We start from the raw sequence: 22,819 nt of genomic DNA, 5'->3' as shown, positions 1-22,819 counted from the left end.
TAATGGGACGACGAATTCAGGGGCAGCGACGTGGCCGTGGGACGCCGACGTTCCGTGCGCCGTCGCACCGCTACAAAGCTGACCTCGAACACAAGAAAAGCGAGGAGCACGACACGATCTCCGGCGAGATCGTCGACATCGAGCACGACCCCGCCCGCAGCGCGCCGCTGGCGGACGTCGAGTTCGAGGACGGCGACCGCCGGCTCGTGCTCGCTCCGGAAGGTATCACCGTCGGCGACACCCTGCAGGTGGGTGTCTCCGCCGAGATCAAGCCCGGCAACACGCTGCCGCTCGCGGAGATCCCGGAAGGGGTCCCGATCTGTAACGTCGAGAGCCAGGTGGGCGACGGCGGGAAGTTCGCCCGCGCCTCCGGCGTCTCGGCGCAGCTGATGAGCCACGACCGCGACGTTGCGGTCGTCCAGCTGCCCAGCGGCGAGGTCCGGCGGCTCCCGCCGGAGTGTCGCGCCACCATCGGCGTCGTCGCCGGCGGTGGGCGGACGGAGAAGCCGTTCGTCAAAGCCGGCAACAAACACCACAAGATGAAGGCTCGCGGGACCAAATACCCGCGTGTCCGCGGGTCGCGATGAACGCCGTCGACCACCCGTTCGGTGGCGGCGGCCGCCAGCACCCCGGCCAGCCCAAGTCCGTCTCGCGGGACGCCCCGCCGGGACGGAAGGTTGGCGACATCGCCTCCAAACGCACCGGCCGCAGCGGTGGCAAGGGGGAGAGTAACACCATGAGCTCGGAATACCGAACCGGCCGCGAAGGTGAGTTCACCTACCGCGGTCACACGCTCGAGGACCTCGAAGAGATGGATCTCGACGAGGTCGTGGAACTGCTACCCGCCCGCGTGCGGCGAACTATCGACCGAGGACTCGGCATCGACCACCGGAAGCTGGCCGAGGAGGCCCAGGAAGCGACCGAGGAGGAGACGGCCAACGATCCGCTTCGGACGCATCTCCGGGACATGCCGATCCTCCCGTCGTTCGTCGGCCTCACCTTCGAGGTGTACAACGGCCACAGCTTCGACCGCGTGAAGGTCGAGCCGGAGATGATCGGCCACTACCTCGGTGAGTTCCACCTCACCCGATCCACCGTCGAGCACGGTCAGGCCGGCATCGGCGCGACCCGGTCCTCGAAGTTCGTGCCACTCAAGTAACCTATGGGAATCAGCTACAGCGTCGACGCCGACCCGGAGAAAACGGCGAAAGCCATGCTGCGGGAGCGTCAGATCAGCCTGAAGCACAGCAAGGCCATCTCGAAGGCCATCAAAGGCAAGACGGTCACCGAGGCCGAGGAGTACCTCGACGCAGTCATCGAGGGCGACCGCTCGGTGCCGTTCAAGCAGCACAACAGCGGCGTCGGACACCGATCCGACATCGACGGCTGGGACGCCGGCCGGTACCCCGAGAAGGCCAGCGAGGACTTCCTCAAGCTGCTGACCAACGCCAAGAACAACGCCGACCACCAGGGCTTCGACGGCGAGGAGATGACTATCGCCCACGTCGCCGCCCACAAGGTCGGCGAACAGGTCGGTCGCCAGCCCCGTGCGATGGGGACCGCCGACCCGTGGAACACCGTCGAAGTCGACGTGGAAATGATCCTCGAAGTCGAGGAGGAGGATAACTGATGGCGGACGAACAGCAGTTCATCGAGAACGGGCTCCAGCGGAGCCAGATCGACGAGTTCTTCGCGGACGAGCTCAGCCGCGCCGGCTACGGCGGCATGGACATCGCGAAGACGCCGATGGGGACCCAGATCGTCCTCAAGGCCGAGAAGCCCGGCATGGTGATCGGGAAGGGTGGGAAGAACATCCGGAAGATTACCACCGAGCTCGAGGACCGCTTCGACATGGAGGACCCGCAGATCGACGTGCAGGAGGTCGACGAACCCGACCTCAACGCACAGATCGTCGCGGACCGACTGGCCAACGCGCTCGAGCGTGGCTGGTACTTCCGGAAGGCGGGCCACACCACCATCGACCGCATGATGGAGGCCGGCGCGCTGGGCGCGGAGATCGTCCTGTCGGGGAAGGTCACCGGCGCCCGTTCGCGCGTGGAGAAGTTCAACCGCGGCTACATCAAGCACAACGGCGAGCCCGCCCAGTCGGTCGTCGACGAGGGGCAGGGCGTCGCCGTCATGAAGCTCGGCACCATCGGCGTCACCGTCAAGGTGATCGGGCCGGACGCGACGCTCCCGGACGACTTCGAGATCACGGAGACCGACGAGGCCCCGAGGTCGAGCAGGTCGAGACCGGCGAGGGCGTCGAGGAGCTGCTCGCGGACGTCGAGGAGGAGGAAATCCCCGAGGCGCCCGAGCACGAGGAGCCCGAGATCCCCGACGAGGACCCCGCGGAGGTCATCGACGAGGAGGTCGTCGAGGAAGTCGTCGAGGCCGCCGAGGACGAGGAGCCGGTCGAACCCGCCGACGAGGAGGACGCGGCGGCGGCCGAGCCCGAGGACGAGCCGGAGCTCGAAGAAGACGTCGAGGAGGAAGCCGCCGACCTCGTCTCCGAGATGGAGGAGGCCGAGGAGGAGGCCGAACCCGACGAAGACGACGAGGAAACGGAGGAGTAATACATGGCGATTCTCTACACCGAAGAGATCCGAGACATGACGCCCGCCGAGCGGGAGGCCGAGCGCGAGGAGCTCGAGACCGAGCTCCTGAACGCTCGCGCCGTCCAGGCGGCGGGTGGCGCCCCGGAGAACCCGGGTCGCGTCGGTGAGCTCCGTCGCACGATCGCCCGGATCAAGACGATCCAGAACGAGGAAGGCGACGACGCAGCCGACGCGGACGAGGAGTAACGCACGATGGCACTCACACCCGACACCCTCACACGACACGAGCTCAACGGCCTCCCCGTTCGGGTGGCCGACGCCGCCAACCCCGACTTGGTCGGGATCAGCGGCCGCGTCGTGATCGAGACGATGAAGACGTTCCACGTCGACGACGGGCGTCGGGTGCGACAGGTCCCCAAGGAGGGGAGCCGCTTCGAGTTCGCTATCAGGAACACGGACGACGCTGCGAGAGCCAGCGTCGCTCCCGCTGCAGATGAAGCCGCGGGCGCCGCCGAGGCGTCCGGGTCCGTATCCCAACTCGGGACGGAAACTGCCGGGGTCCGCCCCGGCAAGTCTGGCCCGTCCGCCCCGCCCCGGAGTCAGGGTCGGGGGCGAGCCAGTTCGAGGGGGACTGTTTCCCCGGACAGGCGAGTGCGAGGATACGGTCTACGTAACGGTGGATGGCGCGAGACTGCTCTCACGACCCGCCGCGCGAACCGAGCGCGGGGGTGATTCGACATGGCAATCGGACTAAACGTAGAACAACCGGAGGAGACCTGCTCCGACGAGAACTGTCCGTTCCACGGAGACCTCTCCGTGCGCGGGCAGGTGCTCGAGGGTGAAGTCGCTTCCACCGACATGGACAAGACCGTCGTCGTGGAGCGGGAGTACGACGTTCGTGTACCGAAGTACGACCGGTACATGAAGCGCCGTTCTCGCGTTCCCGCCCATCATCCGCCGTGTGTCGACACGGAGGAGGGCGACACGGTCCGTATCGCAGAGACTCGACCGCTCTCGAAGACCAAATCACACGTCGTCGTCGAAGTCGTCGACGACGGGGGTGAATGATGGAGGCGCTGAAAGCCGACGTCACGCAGGGTCTCGAGAAGGGCTCGAAGATCACGTGCGCCGACAACACCGGCGCCCGCGAGCTCAAGGTCATCAGCATCGCCGGCTACTCGGGGACGAAGAACCGTCACCCGAAAGCCGGTCTCGGCGATAAGATCACCGTCTCGGTCACCAAGGGCACGCCCGAAATGCGTCGCCAGGTGCTCGAAGCGGTGGTCGTTCGCCAGCGAAAGCCGATCCGCCGACCCGACGGCCAGCGCCTCAAGTTCGAGGACAACGCCGCCGTCATCATCGACGAGAACGAGGAGCCCCGCGGCACGGAGATCAAGGGGCCCGTCGCTCGCGAGGTCGCAGAGCGGTTCGGCACCATCGCCAGCACGGCGACGATGATCGTCTAAGCATGACACGACAGCCACGCAAACAACGAAACAAGAAGCGAGACGCCCCCTGCACGAGAAGCAGAAGCAGGTTCGGGCCACGCTGACGGCCGACCTCCGCGAGGAGTACGGCCAGCGGAACGTCCGCGTCAACGCGGGCGACACCGTCGAGGTGCTCCGCGGCGACCACGCCGGCGAGGAGGGCGAGGTCCTGAAGGTCGACCTTCGGGACGAGGTCATCCACGTCGAAGAGGTCACCGTCGAGAAGACGGACGGGGAAGAGGTTCCCCGGCCGCTCGACGCCTCGAACGTCCGCGTGACCGAGCTCGACCTCGAGGACGAGGTCCGGCAGGAGCGTCTCGAGGAGGACAACGAATGACGAACCACCAGAAGCGACTCTCGGTACCGAACTCCTGGCCGGTCGAACGGAAGGAGGAGACGTTCACGGTCAAGGCCGACGCGGGTCCGCACGGCGAGAAGGGGGTTCCCCTCCTGATCGTCCTGCGCGACGTGCTCGGCTACGTGGACTCTCGCAAGGAGGCTCGCTACGCGCTGAACAACGACGCGGTGCTCGTCAACGGCGACGCCGTCGCCGACGAGGCCCGGCCGATCGGGATGTTCGACATCCTGGCGTTCCCGGCCCGTGACGAGTACTTCCGCGTGTTCCCCGGCGAGGGCGGCCGCCTCGCGCTCACCCCGATCGACGAGGAGAGCGCGGCCTCCCGCCTCGGGAAGATCACTGGCAAGCGCCAGGTCAGCGGCGGCGACTACCAGCTCTCGCTGCACGACGGCTCCACGATCCAGATCGCGGACGCCGACGCGTACAGCGCGGGCGACTCCCTCGTGATCGACAACGAGGACAAGGAGATCGTGGCCCACTTCGAGTACGAGGAGGGCGCGCTCGTCACCGCCGTCGACGGCCAGCACGCCGGCGAGATCGGCAAGGTCGAGGAGATCCTCGTCACCCCGGCTCCGGCCGCAACGCCGTGACCGTCTCGACCGACGACGGCTCCTTCGAGACCGTCGAGGAGTACGTCGTCACCATCGACGAGAACTTCGTGGGTGATGACGATGAGTGAGGCCGAGTCGGAGTTCCACCCGATGCGCGAGCCGTCCATCGAGAAGGTCGTCGTCCACATGGGCGTCGGGCAGGGCGGGCGCGACCTCGGGAACGCCGAGGAGATCATCGAGGAGATCACGGGCCAGCAGTCGGTCCGGACCAGCGCCAAGCGAACGGTGCAGGCGTTCAACATCCGGCAGGGTGACCCGATCGGCACGAAGGTCACGCTCCGGAACGAGGACGCGGAAGCGTTCCTCGAGACTGCGCTCCCGCTCGCGGACATCAGCGCCTCGCAGTTCGACGACGCCGGCAACGTCAGCTTCGGCGTCGACGAGCACACCGCGTTCCCGAGCCAGGAGTACGACCCCAACACCGGGATCTACGGGCTCGACGTGACCGTCACGCTGGTCCGTCCGGGTTACCGTGTCGCCAAGCGCGATCAGGTGACGCGGTCGATCCCCGACAAGCACCGCATGACCGCCGAGGACGCCATCGCGTTCCTCGAGAACGAGTTCGACGTGGAGATCGACGAATGAGTGAACTAGACGGCGAACACACCGGCAACGAAGAGACCGGCGAGCACGCCACCCAGGGCAGCACGCAGGAGCGGCAGTGCCGCCGCTGCGAGCGCACCGAGGGCCTGGTGAGCAAGTACGGCGTTTTCGTCTGCCGACAGTGTTTCCGAGAGATCGCCCGCAGCATGGGCTTCCGGAAGTATCGATAACTATGGCAGGAAACGACCCACTGGTGAGTGCCCTCTCCGGCATCGACAACGCCGAGAGCGTCGGGCACCTCGACCACACGGTAGCACCCGCCTCGAACGTGATCGGCAGCATCCTCGAGGTCTTCTACGACCGCGGGTACATCGGCGGCTTCGAGTTCGTCGACGACGGCCGATCGGGCAAGTTCGAGGTCGAACTGAGTGGCGCCATCAACGACTGCGGGGCGGTCAAGCCCCGCTACTCGGTCGGCGCTGACGAGTACGAGCAGTGGGAGAAGCGGTTCCTCCCGGCCCGAGACTACGGGTCGCTCATCGTCACGACCAGCCACGGCGTCATGAGCCACTACGAGGCCCGCGAGAAGGGCATCGGTGGCCAAGTCATCGCATACGTCTACTGATGAGCAGAACAGAACTCACAATCCCGGACGACGTCTCCGCGGAGCTCGACCACCTCGACCTCACCGTCGAGGGTCCCAACGGCTCGGTCACCCGACGCCTCTGGTACCCCGACGTGGACGTGAGCGTCGAGGACGGCACCGTGGTCATCGAGGCCCCCGAGGAGGGGGACGCGAAGACCCGCGCGACGGTCGGCACCTTCGAGAGCCACGTTCGGAACATGTTCCACGGCGTGACCGAGGGATGGACCTACGAGATGGAGGTCTTCTACGCCCACTTCCCGATGCAGGTGGAAGTGCAGGGCGAGGAGGTCGTCATCGAGAACTTCCTCGGCGAGCGCGCCCCGCGGCGGACGCCGATCCGGGGCGACACGCAGGTCGAGATCGACGGCGAGCAGATCACGCTCTCGGGCTCCGACAAGGAGGCCGTTGGCCAGACTGCCGCCGACATCGAACAGCTCACTCGCGTGAGCGACAAGGACAACCGCGTCTTCCAGGACGGCGTGTACATCACGCAGAAACCCACGGGTGATGCCTGATGGCTGACGACGAACCCCAGGAGATCGAGGACATCAGCGGCGTCGGCCCCTCGAAGGCCGAGACGCTCGCCGAGGCCGGCTACGACTCCGTCGAGGACCTCAAGGCTGCCTCCCAGTCCGAACTCGCGGAGGTCGACGGCGTCGGGAACGCGCTCGCCGCCCGTATCAAGGCCGACGTCGGAGGTCTCGAAGTCGAAGAGGAGACCGAGGCCGAGATCGAGGACGAGAGCGAGGAAGCGGCCGAAGCCGACGAGGAGGCGGTCGAAACCGAACTCCAGCCTCGCGGTCACGCCGACAAGACGCCCGACCTGGACGACGACACCGCGGCCGCACTCGCACAGAAGCACCGCGAGGGCAAGCCGCAGTTCAACCGCCAGGACTACCACAAGAAAAAGCGCGTCCCCACCTCGTGGCGACGCCCGACTGGCGGCCTCTCGAAGCAGCGACGCGGCATCAAGGGCAAGGGCGACACAGTCCAGGCGGGCTTCCGCTCGCCGACGGCCGCCCGTGGCCTGCACCCCAGCGGCTTCGAGGAAGTGTACGTCCACAACGTCGACGACCTCGACGGCGTCGACGGCGACACCGAGGCGGTCCGTATCGCCTCGAAGGTCGGCGCCCGCAAGCGCGAGCGCATCGAAGAGGAGTGTGAGGACGCCGGCATTCGCGTCCTCAACCCGACCTACGTCGAAGTGGAGGTAGAGGAATGACGGATCTGAGCGCACAGAAGCGACTCGCAGCCGAAGAGCTGGACGTGGGCGAGAACCGCGTCTGGTTCGACCCGGAGGCACAGGACGAGCTCGCGGACGCGATCACCCGCGAGGACATCCGCGATCTGATCGCGGACGGAACCATCCGCGCCGAGGACGCGAAGTCCAACTCCCGCGGTCGCGCCCGCGAGCGGCAGGCGAAGCGCGACTACGGGCACCGAACCGGCGCTGGCTCCCGGAAGGGGAAAGCCGGCGCGCGACGGGACAGCAAGGACGAGTGGGTCAGCCGGATCCGCGCCCAGCGCGCCCGACTCAAGGAGCTTCGCGACGACGAGGAGGTTCTCGACGCCTCCCAGTACCGCGAGCTCTACAACAAGGCCAGCGGTGGCGAGTTCGACAGCGTCGCTCGTCTCGAGGCCTTCGCGGAGAACAACTACGACGTCGAGATCGGAGGCGACGACTAATGGCAACAGGACCACGATACAAGGTGCCGATGCGTCGTCGCCGTGAGGTCCGGACGGACTACCATCAGCGGTTGCGCCTGCTGAAATCCGGCAAGCCTCGCCTGGTCGCCCGGGTGAGCAACAAGCACGTCAGGGCGCAGCTGGCGAGTCCCGGACCCGACGGCGACGAGATCCACGCCGCAGCGTCCAGCGAGGACCTGTCGGAGTACGGCTGGGAGGCCCCCACGGGCAATCTCCCGAGCGCGTACCTGACGGGCTTCCTCGCCGGTCTGCGAGCCGTCGACGCCGGCCTCTCCGAGGCCGTGCTCGACCTGGGTCTCAACACGGCGACGCCCGGCAACAAGGTGTTCGCAGTACAGGAAGGTGCAATCGACGCAGGGCTCGAAATCCCCCACAGCGACAGCGTGCTGGCGGACTGGTCGCGAAACCGCGGCGAGCACATCGCCGAGTACGCCGAACAGGTCGACGGCGACCTCTACAGCGGGGAGTTCGACGCCACGGAGCTGCCGGCGCACTTCGACGACGTGCGTGAGGCGCTCCAGGAGGACTACGAATGAGCCATAACGACGGCTGGGAGCCGGTTACCCGGCTCGGCAAGAAAGTGCAGGAAGGAGAGATCTCCTCCATGGAGGAGGCGCTGGAGTCCGGGCTCCCGCTGAAGGAGCACGAGATCGTGGACCAGCTCCTCCCCGGCATGGAGGACGAGGTACTGGACATCAACATGGTCCAGCGCATGACCGACTCCGGCCGGCGGGTGAAGTTCCGCTGTGTCGTCGTCGTGGGCAACCGCGACGGCTACCTCGGCTACGCCGAGGGCCGCGACGACCAGGTCGGCGGCGCGATCCAGAAGGCCATCGAGGTGGCCAAGCTGAACGTGATCAGCGTCGACCGCGGCTCGGGCTCCTGGGAGGACCAGGCCGGCGGCGTGAACTCGCTGACCCGGAAGGCCGAGGGGAAGGCCGGCTCCGTCGAGGTCTCGGTCATCCCGGCCCCGCAGGGGCTCGGGCTGGCCGGCGCCGAGACCGTCCGGAACATCCTCGAACTGGCCGGGATCCAGGACGCCTGGACCCAGTCCAACGGCAACACCCGGACGACGGTCAACCTCGCGAAAGCGACGTTCAACGCGCTCGAGAACGCCTCGCAGGCACGGACGCCTGACCGCGCGCGACGCGTCCAGCGCGAGGCCGAGGACGGGGTGAGCAACTGATGCGGGCGATCGTCCAACTGCGCGGCGAGGTCGACATGACCGCCGGGCAGCGCGACACGCTCGACATGCTCAACCTCGGCCGCGTCAACCACGCGGCGCTCGTCCCCGAGACGGACACGTACGACGGGATGGTGGCGAAGGTCAACGACTTCGTCGCCCACGGCGAGCCGTCCGCGGAGACGCTGGCGGTCGTGCTCGAGAAGCGTGCGGACGCGCTCGACGCCGACGCCGCCGTCGACGAGGCGTACCTCGCCGAGGAGACCGACTACGACAGCTTCGAGGCGCTCGCCGAGGCGCTGCTCGAGGAGGAGACGACGCTGCGCGAGCAGAACATCTCCCCGACGCTGCGACTCCACCCGCCACGCGGCGGCCACGACGGCATCAAGCACCCCGACAGCACGGGCGGTGAACTCGGTCCCCACGAGGACATCGACCCGCTCCTGGAGGCGATGCGATAATGACGAGCAAGAAACGACGACAGCGCGGATCCCGCACGCACGGCGGCGGTAGCCACAAGAACCGGCGCGGCGCCGGTCACCGTGGCGGCCGCGGCAAAGCCGGGAGCCGCAAACACGAGATGCACCACTACGGGCCCTGGGCGAAGCACGGCTTCACCCAGCCCGATGAGGTACAGGACAACGTCGCCGAGGTACGCGTCCAGAAGATCGACGAGGACGCCGCGCTGCTGGCGGCCGAGGGCGTCGCCGAGAACGACGACGGCGCCTACACGATCGACGCGCGCGACGTCGCCGAGGACGGCTGGGAGGCCGACGTGGTGAAGGTGCTCGGCAACGGGCAGGTCCGCCAGGAGCTGCACGTCACCGCCGACGACTTCAGCGACGCCGCGACCGAACTCATCGAGGACGCCGGCGGCTCGACCACCGTCTCCGAGCGCGCCCAGGAGCGCGCCGAGCGGGAGGCCGAGCAGGCCGCTGACGACGAGAGCGAGGACTAACCATGAGCTGGAAGGAGACCGCCGAACCGGTGCTCACGCGGATGCCCACGGTCGCGCGGCCGGAGGGGCACGTGCCCTTCAAGCGGAAGCTGCTGTGGACCGCCGGCATCCTCGTGATGTACTTCTTCCTAACGAACGTCACGCTGTACGGGCTCCAGACCACCACCCAGGGCGGCGACTTCTACGGGCAGTTCCGCTCGATCCTCGCCGGCGCGTCCGGCTCGATCCTGCAGCTCGGGATCGGGCCGATCGTGACGGCGTCGATCGTGCTCCAACTGCTCGGCGGCGCCGACCTGCTCGGGCTCGACACCGAGAACGACCCGCGCGATCAGGTGCTCTACCAGGGGCTCCAGAAGCTGCTGGTGGGCGTGATGATCGTCCTGACCGGCGCACCGATGGTGTTCGCCAGCCCGCTGCTCAACGCGGACCCGCAGGTGGTCCAGCAGCTCGGGATCGGAACCCGTGGCGTCGAGGGCATCATCTTCGCCCAGATCGCCGTCGGCGGGATCCTGCTCCTGTTCATGGACGAGATCGTGAGCAAGTGGGGGGTCGGCTCCGGGGTCGGGCTGTTCATCATCGCCGGCGTGAGCCAGCGACTGGTGGGCGGACTGTTCTCCTGGAGCGGTCTCACCCCGACCTCCTCGGACGGCTTCATCGCCGTCTGGATCGGGATCCTCACTGGGAGCACCGAGCTGCCGGGCTCGCCGCTCACGAGTGACGGCCTGAGCGCCATCTTCCTCGGCCAGGGGATGATCCTCGCGATGATCACGACGGTGCTGATCTTCGTCGTGGTCGTCTACGCCGAGAGCGTTCGCGTGGAGATTCCCCTCTCGCACGCACGTGTGAAAGGTGCCCGCGGGAAGTTCCCCGTGAAGCTCATCTACGCGAGCGTCCTGCCGATGATCCTCGTCCGTGCGCTGCAGGCGAACCTGCAGTTCCTCGGACAGATCCTCCACAGTCAGTGGAGCGGCATGCCGACGTGGCTAGGTGATTACGGCGATCAGGGCCAGGTCACCGAGGGGCTGTTCTGGTACCTCAAACCGATCCAGAGCCCCGAGGAGTGGATGTGGTTCGTGGGCGCGACCGTCACCGCCGACTGGTGGCAGGTCATGCTCCGGATCGGCGTCGACCTGACGTTCATGATCGTCGGCGGCGCGATCTTCGCGATCTTCTGGGTGGAGACCACCGGGATGGGCCCGGAGGCCACCGCCCAGCAGATCCAGAACTCCGGGATGCAGATCCCCGGCTTCCGGCGCAACCCGCAGGTGATCGAGAAGGTGATGGAGCGGTACATCCCACAGGTCACCGTCATCGGCGGCGCCCTCGTCGGGCTGCTGGCGGTGATGGCGAACATGCTCGGCACGATCGGGCAGGTCTCCGGGACGGGGCTGCTGCTGACGGTCTCCATTACGTACAAGCTGTACGAGGAGATCGCCGAGGAGCAGCTGATGGAGATGCACCCGATGATGCGCCAGATGTTCGGTTCGGAGTAACGCGCCACCACAGTCGGCGCACTCCTTCTTCGCCGCCTCGCGACGTTCGGAGATAGATTCAACACCGCCTACCGCGACGTGTCTGTATGCGCGTCTTCTCGTCGCCGGCCGACCGCAGGCGAGCCCTGCTCGCCCTCCTCGGAGTGCTCGTGGGGTTCGTCGGCCTCTACGTGGCCGTCCGCCAGTATCTCCCGTTCCTCATGGACGCCCGCGCGCTGCGGGCGTGGGTCGCGGAGTTCGGCCCCTTGGCACCGCTGGCGTTCGTGATCGTGCAGGCTGTCCAGGTCGTCGTGGCGCCGATCCCGGGCCAGGCGATCGCGCTCATGGGCGGGTACCTGTTCGGGCCCGTCGCCGGCACGGTGTACAGTCTGCTCGGCGTCCTGATCGGGAGCGCGATCGCCTTCCAACTCGCCAAGCGGTTCGGTCGCCCGTTCGTCGAACGCGTGTTCCACGAGGAGATCGTCGCCGGGTTCGACGGGTTCGTCGAGCGGATCGGGGTGCCGGGGCTGTTCCTGTTCGTCGTCGTGCCCGGCCTCCCTGACGACATGATCTGTTTCCTGAGCGGGCTCACGACGTGGCGGCTCCGGACGTTCCTCCCCGTGATGGCGCTGGGCCGGCTCCCCTCCTACGCGCTCACCGTTTACGCGGGTGACGAACTCGCGAACGGCCGGGCCGGGCTGGCGTTGGGGCTGCTGGCGCTCGTCGCCGTCCTCTCGGTGGCCGGCTACTACAACCAGGACCGCATCCGGGCGTTCGTCGAGTCGATCGCCGGCTGATCGTCGCCGCCGGTCGGCCACGTACGGACCGGTTGGCCTCGGCACCGGACCCACGAGCAGGCGTCGAACGGACCGCGTACGAGCCTTGGTACTCCGACTCAGAGTAAGGTTATAACCCTCCGGCCGATACAGCCATTGTCCATGAAGAAGCAGGAGCTCATCCACCTGCACGGTCTTCTCGCCGAACTTCAGAGCCAGTTCGACGCAGCGGGCGAGACCGTCTCCGAGGAGTACCGAGAGCTTGGTGTGCAGCCGACCTCGATCCACCGCTCGAAAACTGACCACAAAGCGGCCGTGTTCGCGTTGATTCACGGCGTCACCGACGAACTCGAAGGCGACGAGAACACGGCGGAGACCGAGGCGGTCACCGCCACCGCGGACTGAGTCTGCGACCGCACCGCTTACTCCCGACAGCCAGCCCCACCAGTCCGTACTCCGTCGATTATGGGGTTCGATTCACCCGATCTCGTTCTGAAGCATTTATCCGTCTACTGCGACTACGGGGAGGTGAGGCGCGGATCACACGCGCCGGCGAGGAAACTATGAGTGTACGACAGACGCCGTCGGGTGAGCTGCTGGGATCGTACCCCGACTTCGGGTTGAGCTGTCGGTACGACGACGACGACGACCCCGCCGAGGTTACGCTGTTCCCGGGGGAGGAGCTGTCGACGACCGAGTGGGTCACTGCCGACCTCGACAGCGCGGTCTCGCTCGACGAGATCCGATAGCTTTCCGGCCGGCTTTCGGTTCGACCGCCATCCCTTCGAGTCTCCGATCCGGTGGGCCGCAGAGGGTAGGGTTAAACGGGACGCGAGACAAACCCCCGCTATGACAGACGACTCGTCAGCCTCGCTTTTATCGCACCTGCTCGTTCCCGTCGCAACCGAAAAAGACGCCCGCGAGACTGCAGTCGCGCTGGCGATGTACGACCCCGAACGAGTGACTGTCGTCCACGTCGTCGAGAAGGGTGGCGGCGTCCCGGACAAGACGCCGGTCGAACAGTCGGAGTCGGTCGCCGAGGCTGCCTTCGACGCGTTCCGCGAGCGGTTTCCCGAGGCCGAGACCGAGATGGTGTACAGCCGGGACGTGGTCGAGGGAATCGTCGACGTCGCCGCCGAGATGGGGGCCAGCGCCATCGCATTCCAACCACGCAAAGGTGGCCGGCTCGAGCAGTTCCTCGCGGGCGATCGAACGCTCCGGCTGGTGACTGACGCCGACCGGCCGGTGATCACGCTCCCGGGCCGAAGCGGATGAGCGGCGACGAGGAACTCGCGAAAGACCTGGGCCCGCTGGCCGCGCTGACCATCGGCATCGGGACGATGATCGGGGCCGGCATCTTCGTCCTCCCAGGGGAGGCGATCACTCGGGCGGGCTCGTTCGCCATCATCTCGTTCGTTCTCGGCGGCGGGATCGCGCTGTTCACGGCGCTGTCGGCGAGCGAGCTCGGGACGGCGATGCCCCGCTCCGGCGGCGCGTACTTCTACGTCAACGAGGCGCTGGGGCCGCTGTTCGGTTCGATCGCGGGGTGGGCCAACTGGCTCGGGCTGGCGTTTGCCAGCGCGTTCTACATGGTCGGATTCGGCGAGTACGTCGTCGCTATCGCGGGCCTCCCGGACGGGTTCGTGGTCGCCAGCGTCACCGTGCCGTGGATCAAGTTCATCGGCCTGCTGGCGGCGACGCTGTTCGTGCTCGTCAACTACATCGGCGCCAAGGAGACCGGGCGACTGCAGAACGTTATCGTCGTCGTGTTGGTGTTGATCCTAAGCGTGTTCACCGTGTACGGCGCGACACGCGCGACCCCGGCGAACATTCCCGGCTCGAAGGGGCTGACGCCGATGTTGGAGACGACGGGGCTGATATTCGTCTCCTACCTCGGCTTCGTCCAGATCACTAGCGTCGCCGAGGAGATCAAGGAGCCCGGGAAGAACCTCCCGCGGGCGATAATCGGCTCGGTGGTCATCGTGACGCTCATCTACGCGCTGGTGCTGGTCGTGATGAGTGCGGCAGTCGAACCCGGCTTCATCCAGACCCAGTCGGAGGCTAACAACATCGCGGTCGTCGAGGTCGCACGGCTGCTGATGGGCCCCATCGGCGCGGGCGCGATGCTGTTCGGTGGCCTGCTCGCGACCGCGTCCTCGGCGAACGCGTCGATCATGGCGTCCTCGCGGATCAACTTCGCGATGGGCCGAGACCGCATCGTGACGCCGAACCTCAACGAGATCCACGAGCGCTTCGGCACGCCGTACCGCTCTATCGCGCTGACTGGGTCGTTCATCCTCCTGTTCATCGTCGCGGCACCCATCAACACGCTGGCGTCCATTGGCAGCTTCCTTCATCTAGTCATCTACGGCCTGCTCAACATCGCACTGGTGGTGATGCGGGAGGCCGACGCCATCGACTACGAGCCGTCGTTCACGGTGCCGCTGTACCCGTTCACCCCCATCGTGGGCGGACTGCTCTCCTTTGCGCTCATCTACTACATTGAACCCGTTCCCCGGCTCGTCGGCGGGGTATCGTGCTGTTCGCCGCGATCTGGTATCTCGCCTACGCCCGGACCAAGACCGAGAAGCAAGGCTTGTTGAGCGAGTACATCCTCTCTCGAGAGGAGGAGATGCCCGACGCCGCCGTCGACGCCGTCGAGAGCGTCCAGCCCACGGGTGATACCCAGTTCCGCGTGATGGTGCCGCTCGCGAACCCGGCCCACGAGCAGGAGCTCATCACGCTCGCGAGCGCGATCGCCAAACAGCGCGACGGCATCGTGGACGCGGTCCACGTCATCACCGTTCCCGACCAGACCTCGCTGAGCTATGCGGCCGACCACGTGAGCCGGATCGAGGAGGACCACCGCTCCGTGCTCGACGACGCCGAAGCCGACGCGGAGACGTTCGGCGTCGACGTGGAGACCCACACCATCATCTCCCACCGCGGGATCGAGGAGGTGTTCGACGCCGCCGCCGACCACGAGGCGGATCTCGCCGTCATGGGCTGGGGGCCCGACAGCGGGAGCCGTGTCGAGGGCGCGGTCGACGAGCTCACCAGCGACCTCCCCTGTGACTTCCTGATGCTGAAGGACCGCGGATTCGATCCCGAGCGCGTGTTGATTCCGACCGCGGGCGGGCCGGATTCGGCGCTCTCCGTCGAGATCGGCGAGCTGCTCCAGCGAGAGTTCGGCTCCGAACTCACCCTGCTGCACGTCGCCGACGACGAGGGGGAGGGGCGCGAGTTTCTGGAGGGCTGGGCCGACGCCCAGGGCGTCGACGCCGAACTCCGCGTCGAGACCGGAGACGCCGAGACCGCGATCGAGGCGGCCGCGGCGGACGCCACGCTGGTGATCATGGGTGCCAGCCAGCGGGGCGTGCTCTCACGAGTGCTCACCGGTTCGCTGGTCCCCGACGTGGTCGACGATGTGGACTGCTCGGTGCTGTTGGCCGAGCGAAAGCGCGACCGCGGGGCGCTCGAACGGCTCCGCGGGCTCCTGGGACGGTAGCTCAGGCCGCCGCCTCGATCGCCGTCTCGATCACGTCGACGTCGCCGTCGATCACGATTCGGAGTACGTCGCCGTCGATCCGGCAAGTCACCTCCACGCGCCAGGGATCACGCGAGCAGACGCGGTCGTCGGCGTACTGGTAGATCGACCACGGGTGGCGATCGAAGATAGCGATGCCGTGGTCGTGGAAGAAGCTCACCACTGCGGGCTCCATGTTTAACGCGAACGGGACGCCACAGTGCATCGACCAGCTACAGCGCTCACAGACGTACCGCGCGACCGAGGAGTAGACCCGCTCGTTGAACTCTTCGAGCCCCCCGCCTTCCTCGGTGAGCGCTCCCGACACTGTGCCCGCACAGTAGGGACAGACGCCCTTGCGCATCGCCGTCTGGTCCCGTAGGATAAAGGCGCCGCCGGCGACGAGGAGCGACTCGGGGCGGTCACGGTCGAAGCTGGCCGGCGGGATCGGGTAGCGGATGACGAGGTTGTCACACTCGCTACAGCCGAGGTGGAAGTGGCTGTCCTCGTACCACGCGACCGCGTCGGCGCCGCAGTAGGGGCAGATCTCCCCTTCGACGGGGACGGGATCGAGGCCGTCGTCGTCGGTGTAGGCGCCGGAGACGATCGCTCGATAGATGTTGTCCCCGACGGTTTGAGCTCGTACCCGTCCTCGTCCTTGCCGACGAGCTGCCCGACCAGCCGGGTGAGGTGGTAGTTGAACCGACCGTTGTCCTCGACGCCGACGCGGTGCTGCAGCTCGGTAAAGGCCAGCGGGTTCTCGCCGGCGGCCATCGCTTCGCCGAGCGTCCGGAGGATGTCCAGCCGGACCTCGTTCGACAGCAGGTCGAACGCCTCGATCGACCCATCGTCGCTCATTCGGACGGAACCCCACGGCGCAGCGATATATAGCTTCGGTCAAACGTCGAGTTTCCGCAGGTGAACTGTTAGCACGAATACGCGATCACCCCGCTCCATGGTGGCAGTTATCTCGCTCGGACTAGTGAAACACAGTTCACCGAGCGTTTTTGATAGGTGCGTGTCTAGTATCGAGTACGTGCGAGAGGGAAACTGACTGCCTCTGACATAACCCACCCTCCGCACGATGTGGGCCCCTCGCCCCCTTCCGGTGAGGGGCCGACATTCACGGGAACGTTTTACTCCTCGCCAGTGCAACTGCCGACATGAACCGAGTCCGTCACGACCGCTGGCGTCACGCGGGGCGACCGTGAGCTACGCTCGCCGCGAGAAGCCGAGCCGGTACGCGTTCTCGACTCGCCGTGTCGAGTTCGACGGCCGCACCGGCCACCTGTTCACCCCCGACCGGCCCGCGGACGCCCCGGTCGTCGTGCTCGCGCCCGGCGCGGGGCTCCCGTGGCGGGCGGCGCTCGAGTCGACGGCCGAGCGGCTCGCGGCGCGGGGCTACGCCGTGTTCGCGTTCGACCACCGCGGCTTCGGCCACGTCGACGGCGACCACCTCCTCTCGCCGAGTCGCCAGCGTGCCGATCTCGACGCGGCCGTCGAGGCGGCCCGCGAGGCGCCGGAAGTCGACGGCACGCGCCTCGCGCTCTGGGGGATGGATCTCTCGGCGGGAACGGCGCTTGCGGCCGCAACGGACTCCCTCGCCGTCGACGCCGTGATCGCCCGGTTCCCGGTACTCTCGGGCGCCACTGTCCTCCCCGCGTGGGTCCGGCCACGACTCGGGGGCTCACTCGGGGCGTCGCGGACTACCCCGCCGCCGCGGTGGATCGGCTCCGCGGCGTCGACGCCGACGAGCGGGGGCTGCGGGTGCCACTGTTCGGCGAGCCCAACGAGGTCGCGGCCATCGCCGCCGACGGCGCCGCGCGCGCCGTCGGCGACGTGCTCGGCCGCGAGCCCGGAACCGCGCCCGCCCGCTCGCTCGTGACGCTCCAGCGCCACGACGTGCGCCAGGCTGTCCAGGAGCTCTCCTGTCCGACGCTGTTCGTCGCCGGCGAGCACGACGCGGTGGCGCCGCCGGCGTCGGTCGTCGCCGCGAGCGACGGCGTCCGGAACGCCTCGCTGGTCCGCGTGCCGGCCTCCCACTACGGCGCGCTGGACGGCGAGGAACTCGACCGGACGCTGCGCTACGAACTCGCCTTCCTCGACGCCGAACTGTAGCGACCGTGTGAACGAGGCACAAAACACTTGTTACCGTCAGGAGACGTATCGGCTATGGACAACGAACGAGCCCTCCTCGGCGGCGCCGCCGTGGTCGTCGTCGCCGCCCTCCTCACGGCCGCGGTGGTCCCCGGCGCCGTCGCCCCGCCCGACGACGATCCGGTTCGACCGGGCCCGGTACGGGTCGTCGACGCGGATATCGCGACGGGGGAGATCACGGGCCAGACTGCCGAACTCGATCTGTTCGCGACGCTCGAGCACCGCGGTAACCCCGCGAAGAACGTGACGGTGCGCTTCGAGGCGACCGACGCCGAGTCCGGTCTGCTCGTCGCCGAAGACGTGGTCACGGCGGGCGATCTGACGGCCGACCGTGAACGCCGCGTCTCGACCACGCTCACCGTGCCCCGCGAGGGTGGCTACGAACTCACCGGCGTCGTCTACCGCAACGGGACGCGCGTCGACGAGTTCAGTCGGCGAGTCAGCGGCGTCGGGGCGTTGACGCCGCCGTACGCCGAGTCGAACGTGAGCTTCGTCGACGACCCCGTGCTCGAACCGGTGACGGTGTCGATCGTCGACGCCAGTGAGGAGCGCACGACGCTCGAACTCGGTGGCTGGCTCACCGCGGTCGGCCCGAGCGAGGCCGACTCGCTGTCGGTGACGTTCGTCGTCCGCCAGGCCGAGTCGAACGTCGTCGCCGCCCGCACCAGCGTCGACGCCGGCGGGCTCGGCGAGGGTCGCAGCGAGACAGTCACGACCGAGGTGTCGGTACCCAGCGAGTACAACTACTACGTCGACGCCATCCTCACCCGCGACGGCGTGATCGTCGACACCGCCGGCGGCGTCGTCAACCTCGACCCGACGGAGACGATCGACCGCGACGAGCGCCGACAGGAGGTCGAGTTCAACGCCAGCGACTTCGACCGCGACGGCCGGCGACCGGACCAGGCGACCGAGACCGGCGAGACGGCGGCCCAGACGCCCGGCTTCGGGCCGGCCGTCGCCGTGATCGCGCTGCTGGGCGCGGGCTTGCTGGCACGGAGGCGACGATGAGCGACGACGACCGATCCCCAACGGAGGACACCATGACCGACACAGCTGCCGACGACGGAGCCCGGAACCGAGTGGAGGAGCGACCCGAACAGGACGAGGAGCGACCCGAACAGGACGAGGGACGCGACCTACGGCGCACGCTCAACTACGTGCTGCTCGCGGGGCTCTCGCTCCTGGCGCTGATCGCGACGCTCCAGCTGTACCTGAACGTGTCCACGACGATCAACCAGTGGATCAGCCGGGAGTACCGCTCGCTGTTCCAGGCGGCGTTCAATCTGGTGGTGTTGCTGCTGGTGGGGACGGGAATGGTCTGGCAGGTGCGACGGCTCCGAGCGTAGCTACGGCGCGACCGTCCACCACAGGACGACGACGACCGCCCCGCCGAGCAGCGTCGACGCCACCGCGTGCAGGCGCAGCCGGTCGAGCATCGCGTGGGCGTCGCCCTCGACGCTCAGCGCGTCGTGGACCTCGCTCCCCAGCTCACACCGCGGGAGGAAGTCCATCGCGACGTGGAGGAACACGCCGGTCGCGAAGCCGAACACGAGGCCGTTGAGCGGCGCCGAGGCGGGCAGGCTCACCATGCTGGCCAGCACTGCGACGACGCCGACGCCGGCCGCCGGCAGCAGGATGGGAAGCCACGATCGGCCGTTCCGGGTGAGTCGGTCCGCGGCGGCGTAGCCCGCGGGCCCCTTGTGGGAGACGATGGCGACGCCCAGCAGCGGCCCCAGTTCGGGCATGTTGCCGTAGACGATGCCGATGATCGCCCCCGCGGCGATCGTGTGGGCGGTCAACTGCGCCACCGTCGCGTCCATCGGGAGCTCGATGTGGGAGAGCCGGTGGCCGATCGCGTGGCCGGCGAAGCCGACGATCACGCCGGACGCGACGCCTAGGCCGCCGAACCGCGGGTGGTGGTTCAGCGCGTCGGGGAGCAGAAACAGCCCGACGCTGACGATCATCGCGCCGCTGGCCAGCCCGGAGCCCCAGACCAGCGCGCCCGCCTGGTTCTTCTCGGTTCGCAGTGCCAGCGCGACGCCGCCGACCATCGCGATGAACGCGACCCAGCCGATCTGCATGGGTTTCCACGCGCCCGTCAGCGCCGCGATCACCGTGACACTCAGCATCGACAGCACCCCGATCGCCCCGACGATCCGCTCACCGCGGCGCGACTGCGGACTCTCCTCTGTATCCATCTGTTATGAACAACGAGTTTGGAGTTAATAACGGTCGTGATTGCTGCTCAGCGCGGGAGCTTCGCCGGCTCGCCGTCGTGGCGGATGTACTCGACGGCGATCCCCGTGATGGGCGCGTCGGAGGCGTCGGCGGCGTCGCGGGCGGCGTCGAGGTAGGCCTCCGTGATCGAGACCGTGGCGTCGTAGGCGACGGCGTCGCTTTCGGCCAACAGGTACTCCGCCGTGACGGGGGTGAGCTGCCCCTCGCGGACGTCCGCCGCGAAGTCGTCCACGTCGTCGAGCCAGATCTGTGCGGCGATGATCGAGAGCACCACCGCACGCTCGAACTCCCGCGAGAGCTCGATGCCGGCCTCCCGGAACATCTCGACCATCCCGTGGTAGATGACGCCGACACGACCGTACTGCGTGACGAGGTAGGGGAGATCGAGTTCGGCCGTCTCGAACAGCGCCGGCGGCTCCTCGAACGCGCGGTGTTTGTACTCCGCCCCCAGCGCTTCGCGGGCGGTCTCGGGATCGCGACTCCCGCTCTCGCCGTCCACGTCCGCGGGGGTCACGTCGGCGACGGCGTCGGCCTCGGCGGCGGCGACGGCGCCGGCCATCAGCTCCCGGAAATGCGGATCCCGGTCCTGGTGGGCCTCCGAGCGGTCGACGGCGGCGTCGTAGCACGCGCGCACCTCGTCGTCGAACGCCGCGAACTGCTCCTGCACCGCGGCCTGGAGCACCTCCTGGGCGACCTCGGCGACGCGGGCACGGTCCTCGACCGCGAAGTCGACCTCGAAGTCCTCGTACTCGCCGTCGTTGATCGCGTCGCGCATGTCGCCGTCCAGCAGGGCGACGACGACCAGTTCCGCCACCTCGCGAGCGCGGCGGGTCTCGCGGACGAGTTCGGCGGCGTCGACCTCGGTCGTGGACCGGCGGCGACGGAGCCGCGAGATCGGGTCGGTCGCCCGGCGGCCGGAGATCGGATCGACCCCCGGCGGCGTCGCCGCGCTAGCCCGACGATAGACGTGTGCGAGCGTGAGCTCGACCGGGAGTGTGAGCTTGGTGTCGTAGTCGAACGAGACGGACTCGCGGCCGAACTCGTCGGCGAGTGCGGCCTCGACGTCCGCGTAGGCGTCCTCGATCATCGCTTCCACTTCGGCTTCGACGCGCCGCTGGAGGCGGATCGCCCTGAGTTGGAGCGAGCCGCCGGCCGCGTAGTGACTGAACACCGCGCGGGCGGGCGTCGGCAGCGCGCCGACGCCCGCGAGGCGGTCGGCGATCCCGCGGAGCGGTCCGGACATGGGTCGGAGTGAGCCGACCAGCGGTTTGAAGCTGTCCATCCCCGAACCGACCGGGTTTTTGCCTCCCGGCAGCGAGGTGTCCGTATGCGACGGGATCTCGCGGCGTGGGGCGAGCGCGCAGTCGACGGCGCGCGGCTGCTGGCTCGCAGCGCGCTCGACACCAATCCGGTGCCCGACTGGGACCACGTGACGAAAGTCGATCCGGAGGGCGCAAAGAAGCTCCCGCTGCTGTACCCGCTGTGGCTCGCCGAGACCGACGCGATCTCTGTCGGCGGCTCCTCGGACGTGACGCCGGCCAACACCGCGGCCGCGTTCGATCTGCTCGCGCCGCTGTCGACGCCGGTCTGTCACGAGCCCAGCGGCGCCGACCACGTCACCGAGCAGAGCCAGGACGCCGCCGATCTGCTGTTGATTCCCGAGGTGCTCAACGGCGACAGCGAGGCGCTCGTGGGGACGCTGGGGCTCGCGATCGAGAGCGTCCGGGAGGAGCTCGCCCCCGAGCTGATCCGCCGGACGGCGTCGTGGCTCCCCGCCCGCCTCGCCGACTGGCTGGCGGGCGTGGCCACCTCCCTGCTGCTCTCGGAGGCCGCCTTCGAGGCGTACATCGTCCAGAACCCCGACAGCGCGGCCGCTCGCGAGTCCGGCGTCACGGCCGCCGACCGACTCGATGCGACCGACGCCAAACGCCGGGCGATGGCCGCCGACCGCCATCTCGAGTCCGAGATCGTCTACCTGGAGTACTCCGGGACGTTCGGCGGCGACGAGGCCGTCGAGATACTCGAACGGATGGACGGCGCGCTGGTACGCTCCCGGGTGTGGTACGGCGGGGGCCTCGCGGACGCCGCTGACGTGCGCGCGGTCCGGGAGGCTGGCGCCGACACCGTCGTCGTCGGCGACGCGTTCCACCGCGTGGCCGAACGGGAGGCCGACCTGCTGGAGCGGGCGACGACCGAGTTGGCCGCCGACGCGTCGTCGGAACGGGTCCGCGAGTGGGTCGCCGAGCGCGTCGACGCCGACGGCCCGGGGCCGCGCTTCCTCTCGACCGTGCCGGGCGTCGACGACCCGGTCGCGCTGGCGCGGGAGTACACCGGTACGACCGTGCGCGCGTGGCTGGAACTGCGGGCGCGAGCCGAGCGCGCCCGCGAGGAGGGCACGAGTCCGACTGTCGACGTGCAGGACACCACGCTCCGTGCCGCGCTGGCGCCGGTCGTCGACGACCCAGACGGGCTCGCGGCGACGATCGCGCGGGCGGCGCTGTCCGGGCCGGTGACGGGGACGGCCGACGGCTCCCGACAGTCCGAGCAGCTCAGCGCCTCGCTGGTCGACGCCGGAGCGTCACACTAACGTAGCCGC

General features: G+C 68.2%; 28 protein-coding genes and 7 pseudogenes. 31 read left to right on the top strand and 4 right to left on the bottom strand.

Going from position 1 to position 22,819, the window contains the following annotated elements:
• Positions 1-2 precede the first annotated feature (2 nt).
• From SY89_RS11530 to SY89_RS11410, 26 genes and pseudogenes are all read left to right on the top strand, one after another.
• Positions 3-724 (top strand): annotated as a pseudogene (locus SY89_RS11530) (50S ribosomal protein L2); the annotation flags it as partial.
• Positions 725-736: 12 nt separating this feature from the next.
• Positions 737-1,159, top strand: a complete 423-nt coding sequence (locus tag SY89_RS11525) for a 30S ribosomal protein S19 (RefSeq protein ID WP_049980737.1) — start codon at positions 737-739, stop codon at positions 1,157-1,159.
• Positions 1,160-1,162: 3 nt separating this feature from the next.
• Entirely contained in the window at positions 1,163-1,630 is a 468-nt protein-coding gene (locus tag SY89_RS11520; RefSeq protein WP_054584327.1) for a 50S ribosomal protein L22, read from the top strand.
• Positions 1,630-2,576, top strand: a pseudogene (locus tag SY89_RS11515) (30S ribosomal protein S3). The gene SY89_RS11520 and the pseudogene SY89_RS11515 overlap by 1 nt, the downstream one beginning before the upstream one ends.
• Positions 2,577-2,579: 3 nt before the next feature.
• A complete protein-coding gene (gene rpmC, locus SY89_RS11510; RefSeq protein ID WP_049980740.1) occupies positions 2,580-2,804 on the top strand; it encodes a 50S ribosomal protein L29 in 225 nt (74 codons plus the stop codon).
• 6 nt (positions 2,805-2,810) lie between these two features.
• A pseudogene (locus SY89_RS16035) lies at positions 2,811-3,312 on the top strand (ribonuclease P protein component 1).
• Positions 3,297-3,626, top strand: coding sequence for a 30S ribosomal protein S17 (locus SY89_RS11505; RefSeq protein WP_054584325.1), 330 nt, complete (start codon positions 3,297-3,299; stop codon positions 3,624-3,626). The pseudogene SY89_RS16035 and the gene SY89_RS11505 overlap by 16 nt, the downstream one beginning before the upstream one ends.
• Positions 3,626-4,024, top strand: coding sequence for a 50S ribosomal protein L14 (locus SY89_RS11500; RefSeq protein ID WP_049980743.1), 399 nt, complete (start codon positions 3,626-3,628; stop codon positions 4,022-4,024). Before SY89_RS11505 ends, SY89_RS11500 begins: the two co-directional genes overlap by 1 nt.
• Positions 4,025-4,026: 2 nt before the next feature.
• Positions 4,027-4,382, top strand: a pseudogene (rplX, locus tag SY89_RS11495) (50S ribosomal protein L24).
• Positions 4,379-5,082, top strand: a pseudogene (locus tag SY89_RS11490) (30S ribosomal protein S4e). Before rplX ends, SY89_RS11490 begins: the two co-directional pseudogenes overlap by 4 nt.
• A complete protein-coding gene (locus SY89_RS11485) occupies positions 5,075-5,599 on the top strand; it encodes a 50S ribosomal protein L5 (protein WP_054584713.1) in 525 nt (174 codons plus the stop codon). The pseudogene SY89_RS11490 and the gene SY89_RS11485 overlap by 8 nt, the downstream one beginning before the upstream one ends.
• Positions 5,596-5,787, top strand: coding sequence for a 30S ribosomal protein S14 (locus SY89_RS11480; protein WP_049980745.1), 192 nt, complete (start codon positions 5,596-5,598; stop codon positions 5,785-5,787). Before SY89_RS11485 ends, SY89_RS11480 begins: the two co-directional genes overlap by 4 nt.
• Positions 5,788-5,789: 2 nt before the next feature.
• Positions 5,790-6,182, top strand: a complete 393-nt coding sequence (locus SY89_RS11475) for a 30S ribosomal protein S8 (RefSeq protein ID WP_054584324.1) — start codon at positions 5,790-5,792, stop codon at positions 6,180-6,182.
• Positions 6,182-6,718 carry a 50S ribosomal protein L6 gene (locus SY89_RS11470; RefSeq protein ID WP_054584323.1) on the top strand — a complete coding sequence of 179 codons (537 nt, stop codon included), beginning with the start codon at positions 6,182-6,184 and terminating at the stop codon, positions 6,716-6,718. The genes SY89_RS11475 and SY89_RS11470 overlap by 1 nt, the downstream gene beginning before the upstream one ends.
• A complete protein-coding gene (locus tag SY89_RS11465) occupies positions 6,718-7,425 on the top strand; it encodes a 50S ribosomal protein L32e (protein ID WP_054584322.1) in 708 nt (235 codons plus the stop codon). Before SY89_RS11470 ends, SY89_RS11465 begins: the two co-directional genes overlap by 1 nt.
• A complete protein-coding gene (locus tag SY89_RS11460) occupies positions 7,422-7,889 on the top strand; it encodes a 50S ribosomal protein L19e (protein ID WP_054584321.1) in 468 nt (155 codons plus the stop codon). The genes SY89_RS11465 and SY89_RS11460 overlap by 4 nt, the downstream gene beginning before the upstream one ends.
• Positions 7,889-8,446: a 50S ribosomal protein L18 gene (locus tag SY89_RS11455; protein WP_054584320.1), complete on the top strand. Its 558-nt coding sequence runs from the start codon at positions 7,889-7,891 to the stop codon at positions 8,444-8,446. Before SY89_RS11460 ends, SY89_RS11455 begins: the two co-directional genes overlap by 1 nt.
• Entirely contained in the window at positions 8,443-9,096 is a 654-nt protein-coding gene (locus tag SY89_RS11450; RefSeq protein ID WP_049980751.1) for a 30S ribosomal protein S5, read from the top strand. The genes SY89_RS11455 and SY89_RS11450 overlap by 4 nt, the downstream gene beginning before the upstream one ends.
• Positions 9,096-9,554: a 50S ribosomal protein L30 gene (locus SY89_RS11445; protein WP_054584319.1), complete on the top strand. Its 459-nt coding sequence runs from the start codon at positions 9,096-9,098 to the stop codon at positions 9,552-9,554. Before SY89_RS11450 ends, SY89_RS11445 begins: the two co-directional genes overlap by 1 nt.
• The gene (locus tag SY89_RS11440; protein ID WP_054584318.1) at positions 9,554-10,051 is read left to right on the top strand and encodes an uL15m family ribosomal protein; all 498 of its coding nucleotides are present in this window, start codon (positions 9,554-9,556) and stop codon (positions 10,049-10,051) included. Before SY89_RS11445 ends, SY89_RS11440 begins: the two co-directional genes overlap by 1 nt.
• A gap of 2 nt (positions 10,052-10,053) precedes the next feature.
• On the top strand, positions 10,054-11,544 hold the full coding sequence (secY, locus tag SY89_RS11435) for a preprotein translocase subunit SecY (RefSeq protein WP_054584317.1): 1,491 nt from the start codon (positions 10,054-10,056) through the stop codon (positions 11,542-11,544).
• An 86-nt stretch (positions 11,545-11,630) separates the two neighbouring features.
• Positions 11,631-12,320, top strand: coding sequence for a TVP38/TMEM64 family protein (locus SY89_RS11430; RefSeq protein ID WP_054584316.1), 690 nt, complete (start codon positions 11,631-11,633; stop codon positions 12,318-12,320).
• A gap of 141 nt (positions 12,321-12,461) precedes the next feature.
• Positions 12,462-12,704: a UPF0058 family protein gene (locus SY89_RS11425; RefSeq protein WP_054584315.1), complete on the top strand. Its 243-nt coding sequence runs from the start codon at positions 12,462-12,464 to the stop codon at positions 12,702-12,704.
• Between the two features lie 158 nt (positions 12,705-12,862).
• On the top strand, positions 12,863-13,048 hold the full coding sequence (locus SY89_RS11420) for a DUF7511 domain-containing protein (protein WP_054584314.1): 186 nt from the start codon (positions 12,863-12,865) through the stop codon (positions 13,046-13,048).
• 100 nt (positions 13,049-13,148) lie between these two features.
• The gene (locus SY89_RS11415) at positions 13,149-13,574 is read left to right on the top strand and encodes a universal stress protein (RefSeq protein ID WP_054584313.1); all 426 of its coding nucleotides are present in this window, start codon (positions 13,149-13,151) and stop codon (positions 13,572-13,574) included.
• Positions 13,571-15,807, top strand: a pseudogene (locus SY89_RS11410) (amino acid permease). The gene SY89_RS11415 and the pseudogene SY89_RS11410 overlap by 4 nt, the downstream one beginning before the upstream one ends.
• 1 nt (position 15,808) lies before the next feature.
• Here SY89_RS11410 and SY89_RS18580 read toward each other — a convergent pair.
• Both SY89_RS18580 and SY89_RS19860 read right to left on the bottom strand, forming a co-directional pair.
• On the bottom strand, positions 15,809-16,372 hold the full coding sequence (locus tag SY89_RS18580; RefSeq protein ID WP_463467458.1) for a DUF7351 domain-containing protein: 564 nt from the start codon (positions 16,370-16,372) through the stop codon (positions 15,809-15,811).
• 83 nt (positions 16,373-16,455) lie between these two features.
• Positions 16,456-16,683, bottom strand: a pseudogene (locus tag SY89_RS19860) (DUF7347 domain-containing protein); the annotation flags it as partial.
• Between the two features lie 349 nt (positions 16,684-17,032).
• Between SY89_RS19860 and SY89_RS11400 the strand changes: the two are divergent.
• The 4 genes from SY89_RS11400 to SY89_RS11390 are packed head-to-tail and all read left to right on the top strand — an operon-like array spanning position 17,033 to position 19,331.
• Complete coding sequence (locus SY89_RS11400) at positions 17,033-17,710, top strand: alpha/beta hydrolase (RefSeq protein WP_054584311.1); 678 nt, start codon at positions 17,033-17,035, stop codon at positions 17,708-17,710.
• A complete protein-coding gene (locus SY89_RS17310; protein WP_189319155.1) occupies positions 17,665-17,943 on the top strand; it encodes an alpha/beta fold hydrolase in 279 nt (92 codons plus the stop codon). The genes SY89_RS11400 and SY89_RS17310 overlap by 46 nt, the downstream gene beginning before the upstream one ends.
• A 54-nt stretch (positions 17,944-17,997) precedes the next feature.
• Entirely contained in the window at positions 17,998-18,993 is a 996-nt protein-coding gene (locus SY89_RS11395) for a DUF7490 domain-containing protein (protein WP_054584310.1), read from the top strand.
• Positions 18,990-19,331, top strand: coding sequence for a hypothetical protein (locus tag SY89_RS11390; RefSeq protein WP_144427197.1), 342 nt, complete (start codon positions 18,990-18,992; stop codon positions 19,329-19,331). Before SY89_RS11395 ends, SY89_RS11390 begins: the two co-directional genes overlap by 4 nt.
• Here SY89_RS11390 and SY89_RS11385 read toward each other — a convergent pair whose 3' ends face one another.
• On the bottom strand, positions 19,332-20,183 hold the full coding sequence (locus tag SY89_RS11385; RefSeq protein ID WP_054584309.1) for a ZIP family metal transporter: 852 nt from the start codon (positions 20,181-20,183) through the stop codon (positions 19,332-19,334).
• Positions 20,184-20,230: 47 nt separating this feature from the next.
• Positions 20,231-21,466 (bottom strand): hypothetical protein, encoded by a 1,236-nt coding sequence (locus SY89_RS11380; RefSeq protein WP_054584308.1) that lies wholly within the window; start codon positions 21,464-21,466, stop codon positions 20,231-20,233.
• A gap of 84 nt (positions 21,467-21,550) precedes the next feature.
• On the opposite strand from SY89_RS11380, the gene SY89_RS11375 reads away from it, so the two are divergent.
• Complete coding sequence (locus tag SY89_RS11375) at positions 21,551-22,810, top strand: geranylgeranylglyceryl/heptaprenylglyceryl phosphate synthase (RefSeq protein WP_054584307.1); 1,260 nt, start codon at positions 21,551-21,553, stop codon at positions 22,808-22,810.
• Positions 22,811-22,819: the final 9 nt, after the last annotated feature.

The sequence above is a fragment of the Halolamina pelagica genome (assembly GCF_001307315.1).
In the GTDB taxonomy this organism is placed as follows: domain Archaea; phylum Halobacteriota; class Halobacteria; order Halobacteriales; family Haloferacaceae; genus Halolamina; species Halolamina pelagica_B.
This window is presented reverse-complemented; position numbering and strand designations above follow the sequence as displayed.

Bases quoted from the DNA above. Each gene is read 5' to 3' on its own strand.
- SY89_RS11525 (WP_049980737.1), top strand. From the start codon at position 737: ATGAGCTCGGAATACCGAACCGGCCGCGAAGGTGAGTTCACCTACCGC.
- SY89_RS11520 (WP_054584327.1), top strand. From the start codon at position 1,163: ATGGGAATCAGCTACAGCGTCGACGCCGACCCGGAGAAAACGGCGAAA.
- rpmC (WP_049980740.1), top strand. From the start codon at position 2,580: ATGGCGATTCTCTACACCGAAGAGATCCGAGACATGACGCCCGCCGAG.
- SY89_RS11505 (WP_054584325.1), top strand. From the start codon at position 3,297: ATGGCAATCGGACTAAACGTAGAACAACCGGAGGAGACCTGCTCCGAC.
- SY89_RS11500 (WP_049980743.1), top strand. From the start codon at position 3,626: ATGGAGGCGCTGAAAGCCGACGTCACGCAGGGTCTCGAGAAGGGCTCG.
- SY89_RS11485 (WP_054584713.1), top strand. From the start codon at position 5,075: ATGAGTGAGGCCGAGTCGGAGTTCCACCCGATGCGCGAGCCGTCCATC.
- SY89_RS11480 (WP_049980745.1), top strand. From the start codon at position 5,596: ATGAGTGAACTAGACGGCGAACACACCGGCAACGAAGAGACCGGCGAG.
- SY89_RS11475 (WP_054584324.1), top strand. From the start codon at position 5,790: ATGGCAGGAAACGACCCACTGGTGAGTGCCCTCTCCGGCATCGACAAC.
- SY89_RS11470 (WP_054584323.1), top strand. From the start codon at position 6,182: ATGAGCAGAACAGAACTCACAATCCCGGACGACGTCTCCGCGGAGCTC.
- SY89_RS11465 (WP_054584322.1), top strand. From the start codon at position 6,718: ATGGCTGACGACGAACCCCAGGAGATCGAGGACATCAGCGGCGTCGGC.
- SY89_RS11460 (WP_054584321.1), top strand. From the start codon at position 7,422: ATGACGGATCTGAGCGCACAGAAGCGACTCGCAGCCGAAGAGCTGGAC.
- SY89_RS11455 (WP_054584320.1), top strand. From the start codon at position 7,889: ATGGCAACAGGACCACGATACAAGGTGCCGATGCGTCGTCGCCGTGAG.
- SY89_RS11450 (WP_049980751.1), top strand. From the start codon at position 8,443: ATGAGCCATAACGACGGCTGGGAGCCGGTTACCCGGCTCGGCAAGAAA.
- SY89_RS11445 (WP_054584319.1), top strand. From the start codon at position 9,096: ATGCGGGCGATCGTCCAACTGCGCGGCGAGGTCGACATGACCGCCGGG.
- SY89_RS11440 (WP_054584318.1), top strand. From the start codon at position 9,554: ATGACGAGCAAGAAACGACGACAGCGCGGATCCCGCACGCACGGCGGC.
- secY (WP_054584317.1), top strand. From the start codon at position 10,054: ATGAGCTGGAAGGAGACCGCCGAACCGGTGCTCACGCGGATGCCCACG.
- SY89_RS11430 (WP_054584316.1), top strand. From the start codon at position 11,631: ATGCGCGTCTTCTCGTCGCCGGCCGACCGCAGGCGAGCCCTGCTCGCC.
- SY89_RS11425 (WP_054584315.1), top strand. From the start codon at position 12,462: ATGAAGAAGCAGGAGCTCATCCACCTGCACGGTCTTCTCGCCGAACTT.
- SY89_RS11420 (WP_054584314.1), top strand. From the start codon at position 12,863: ATGAGTGTACGACAGACGCCGTCGGGTGAGCTGCTGGGATCGTACCCC.
- SY89_RS11415 (WP_054584313.1), top strand. From the start codon at position 13,149: ATGACAGACGACTCGTCAGCCTCGCTTTTATCGCACCTGCTCGTTCCC.
- SY89_RS11395 (WP_054584310.1), top strand. From the start codon at position 17,998: ATGGACAACGAACGAGCCCTCCTCGGCGGCGCCGCCGTGGTCGTCGTC.
- SY89_RS11390 (WP_144427197.1), top strand. From the start codon at position 18,990: ATGAGCGACGACGACCGATCCCCAACGGAGGACACCATGACCGACACA.
- SY89_RS11385 (WP_054584309.1), bottom strand. From the start codon at position 20,183: ATGGATACAGAGGAGAGTCCGCAGTCGCGCCGCGGTGAGCGGATCGTC.
- SY89_RS11380 (WP_054584308.1), bottom strand. From the start codon at position 21,466: ATGTCCGGACCGCTCCGCGGGATCGCCGACCGCCTCGCGGGCGTCGGC.
- SY89_RS11375 (WP_054584307.1), top strand. From the start codon at position 21,551: ATGCGACGGGATCTCGCGGCGTGGGGCGAGCGCGCAGTCGACGGCGCG.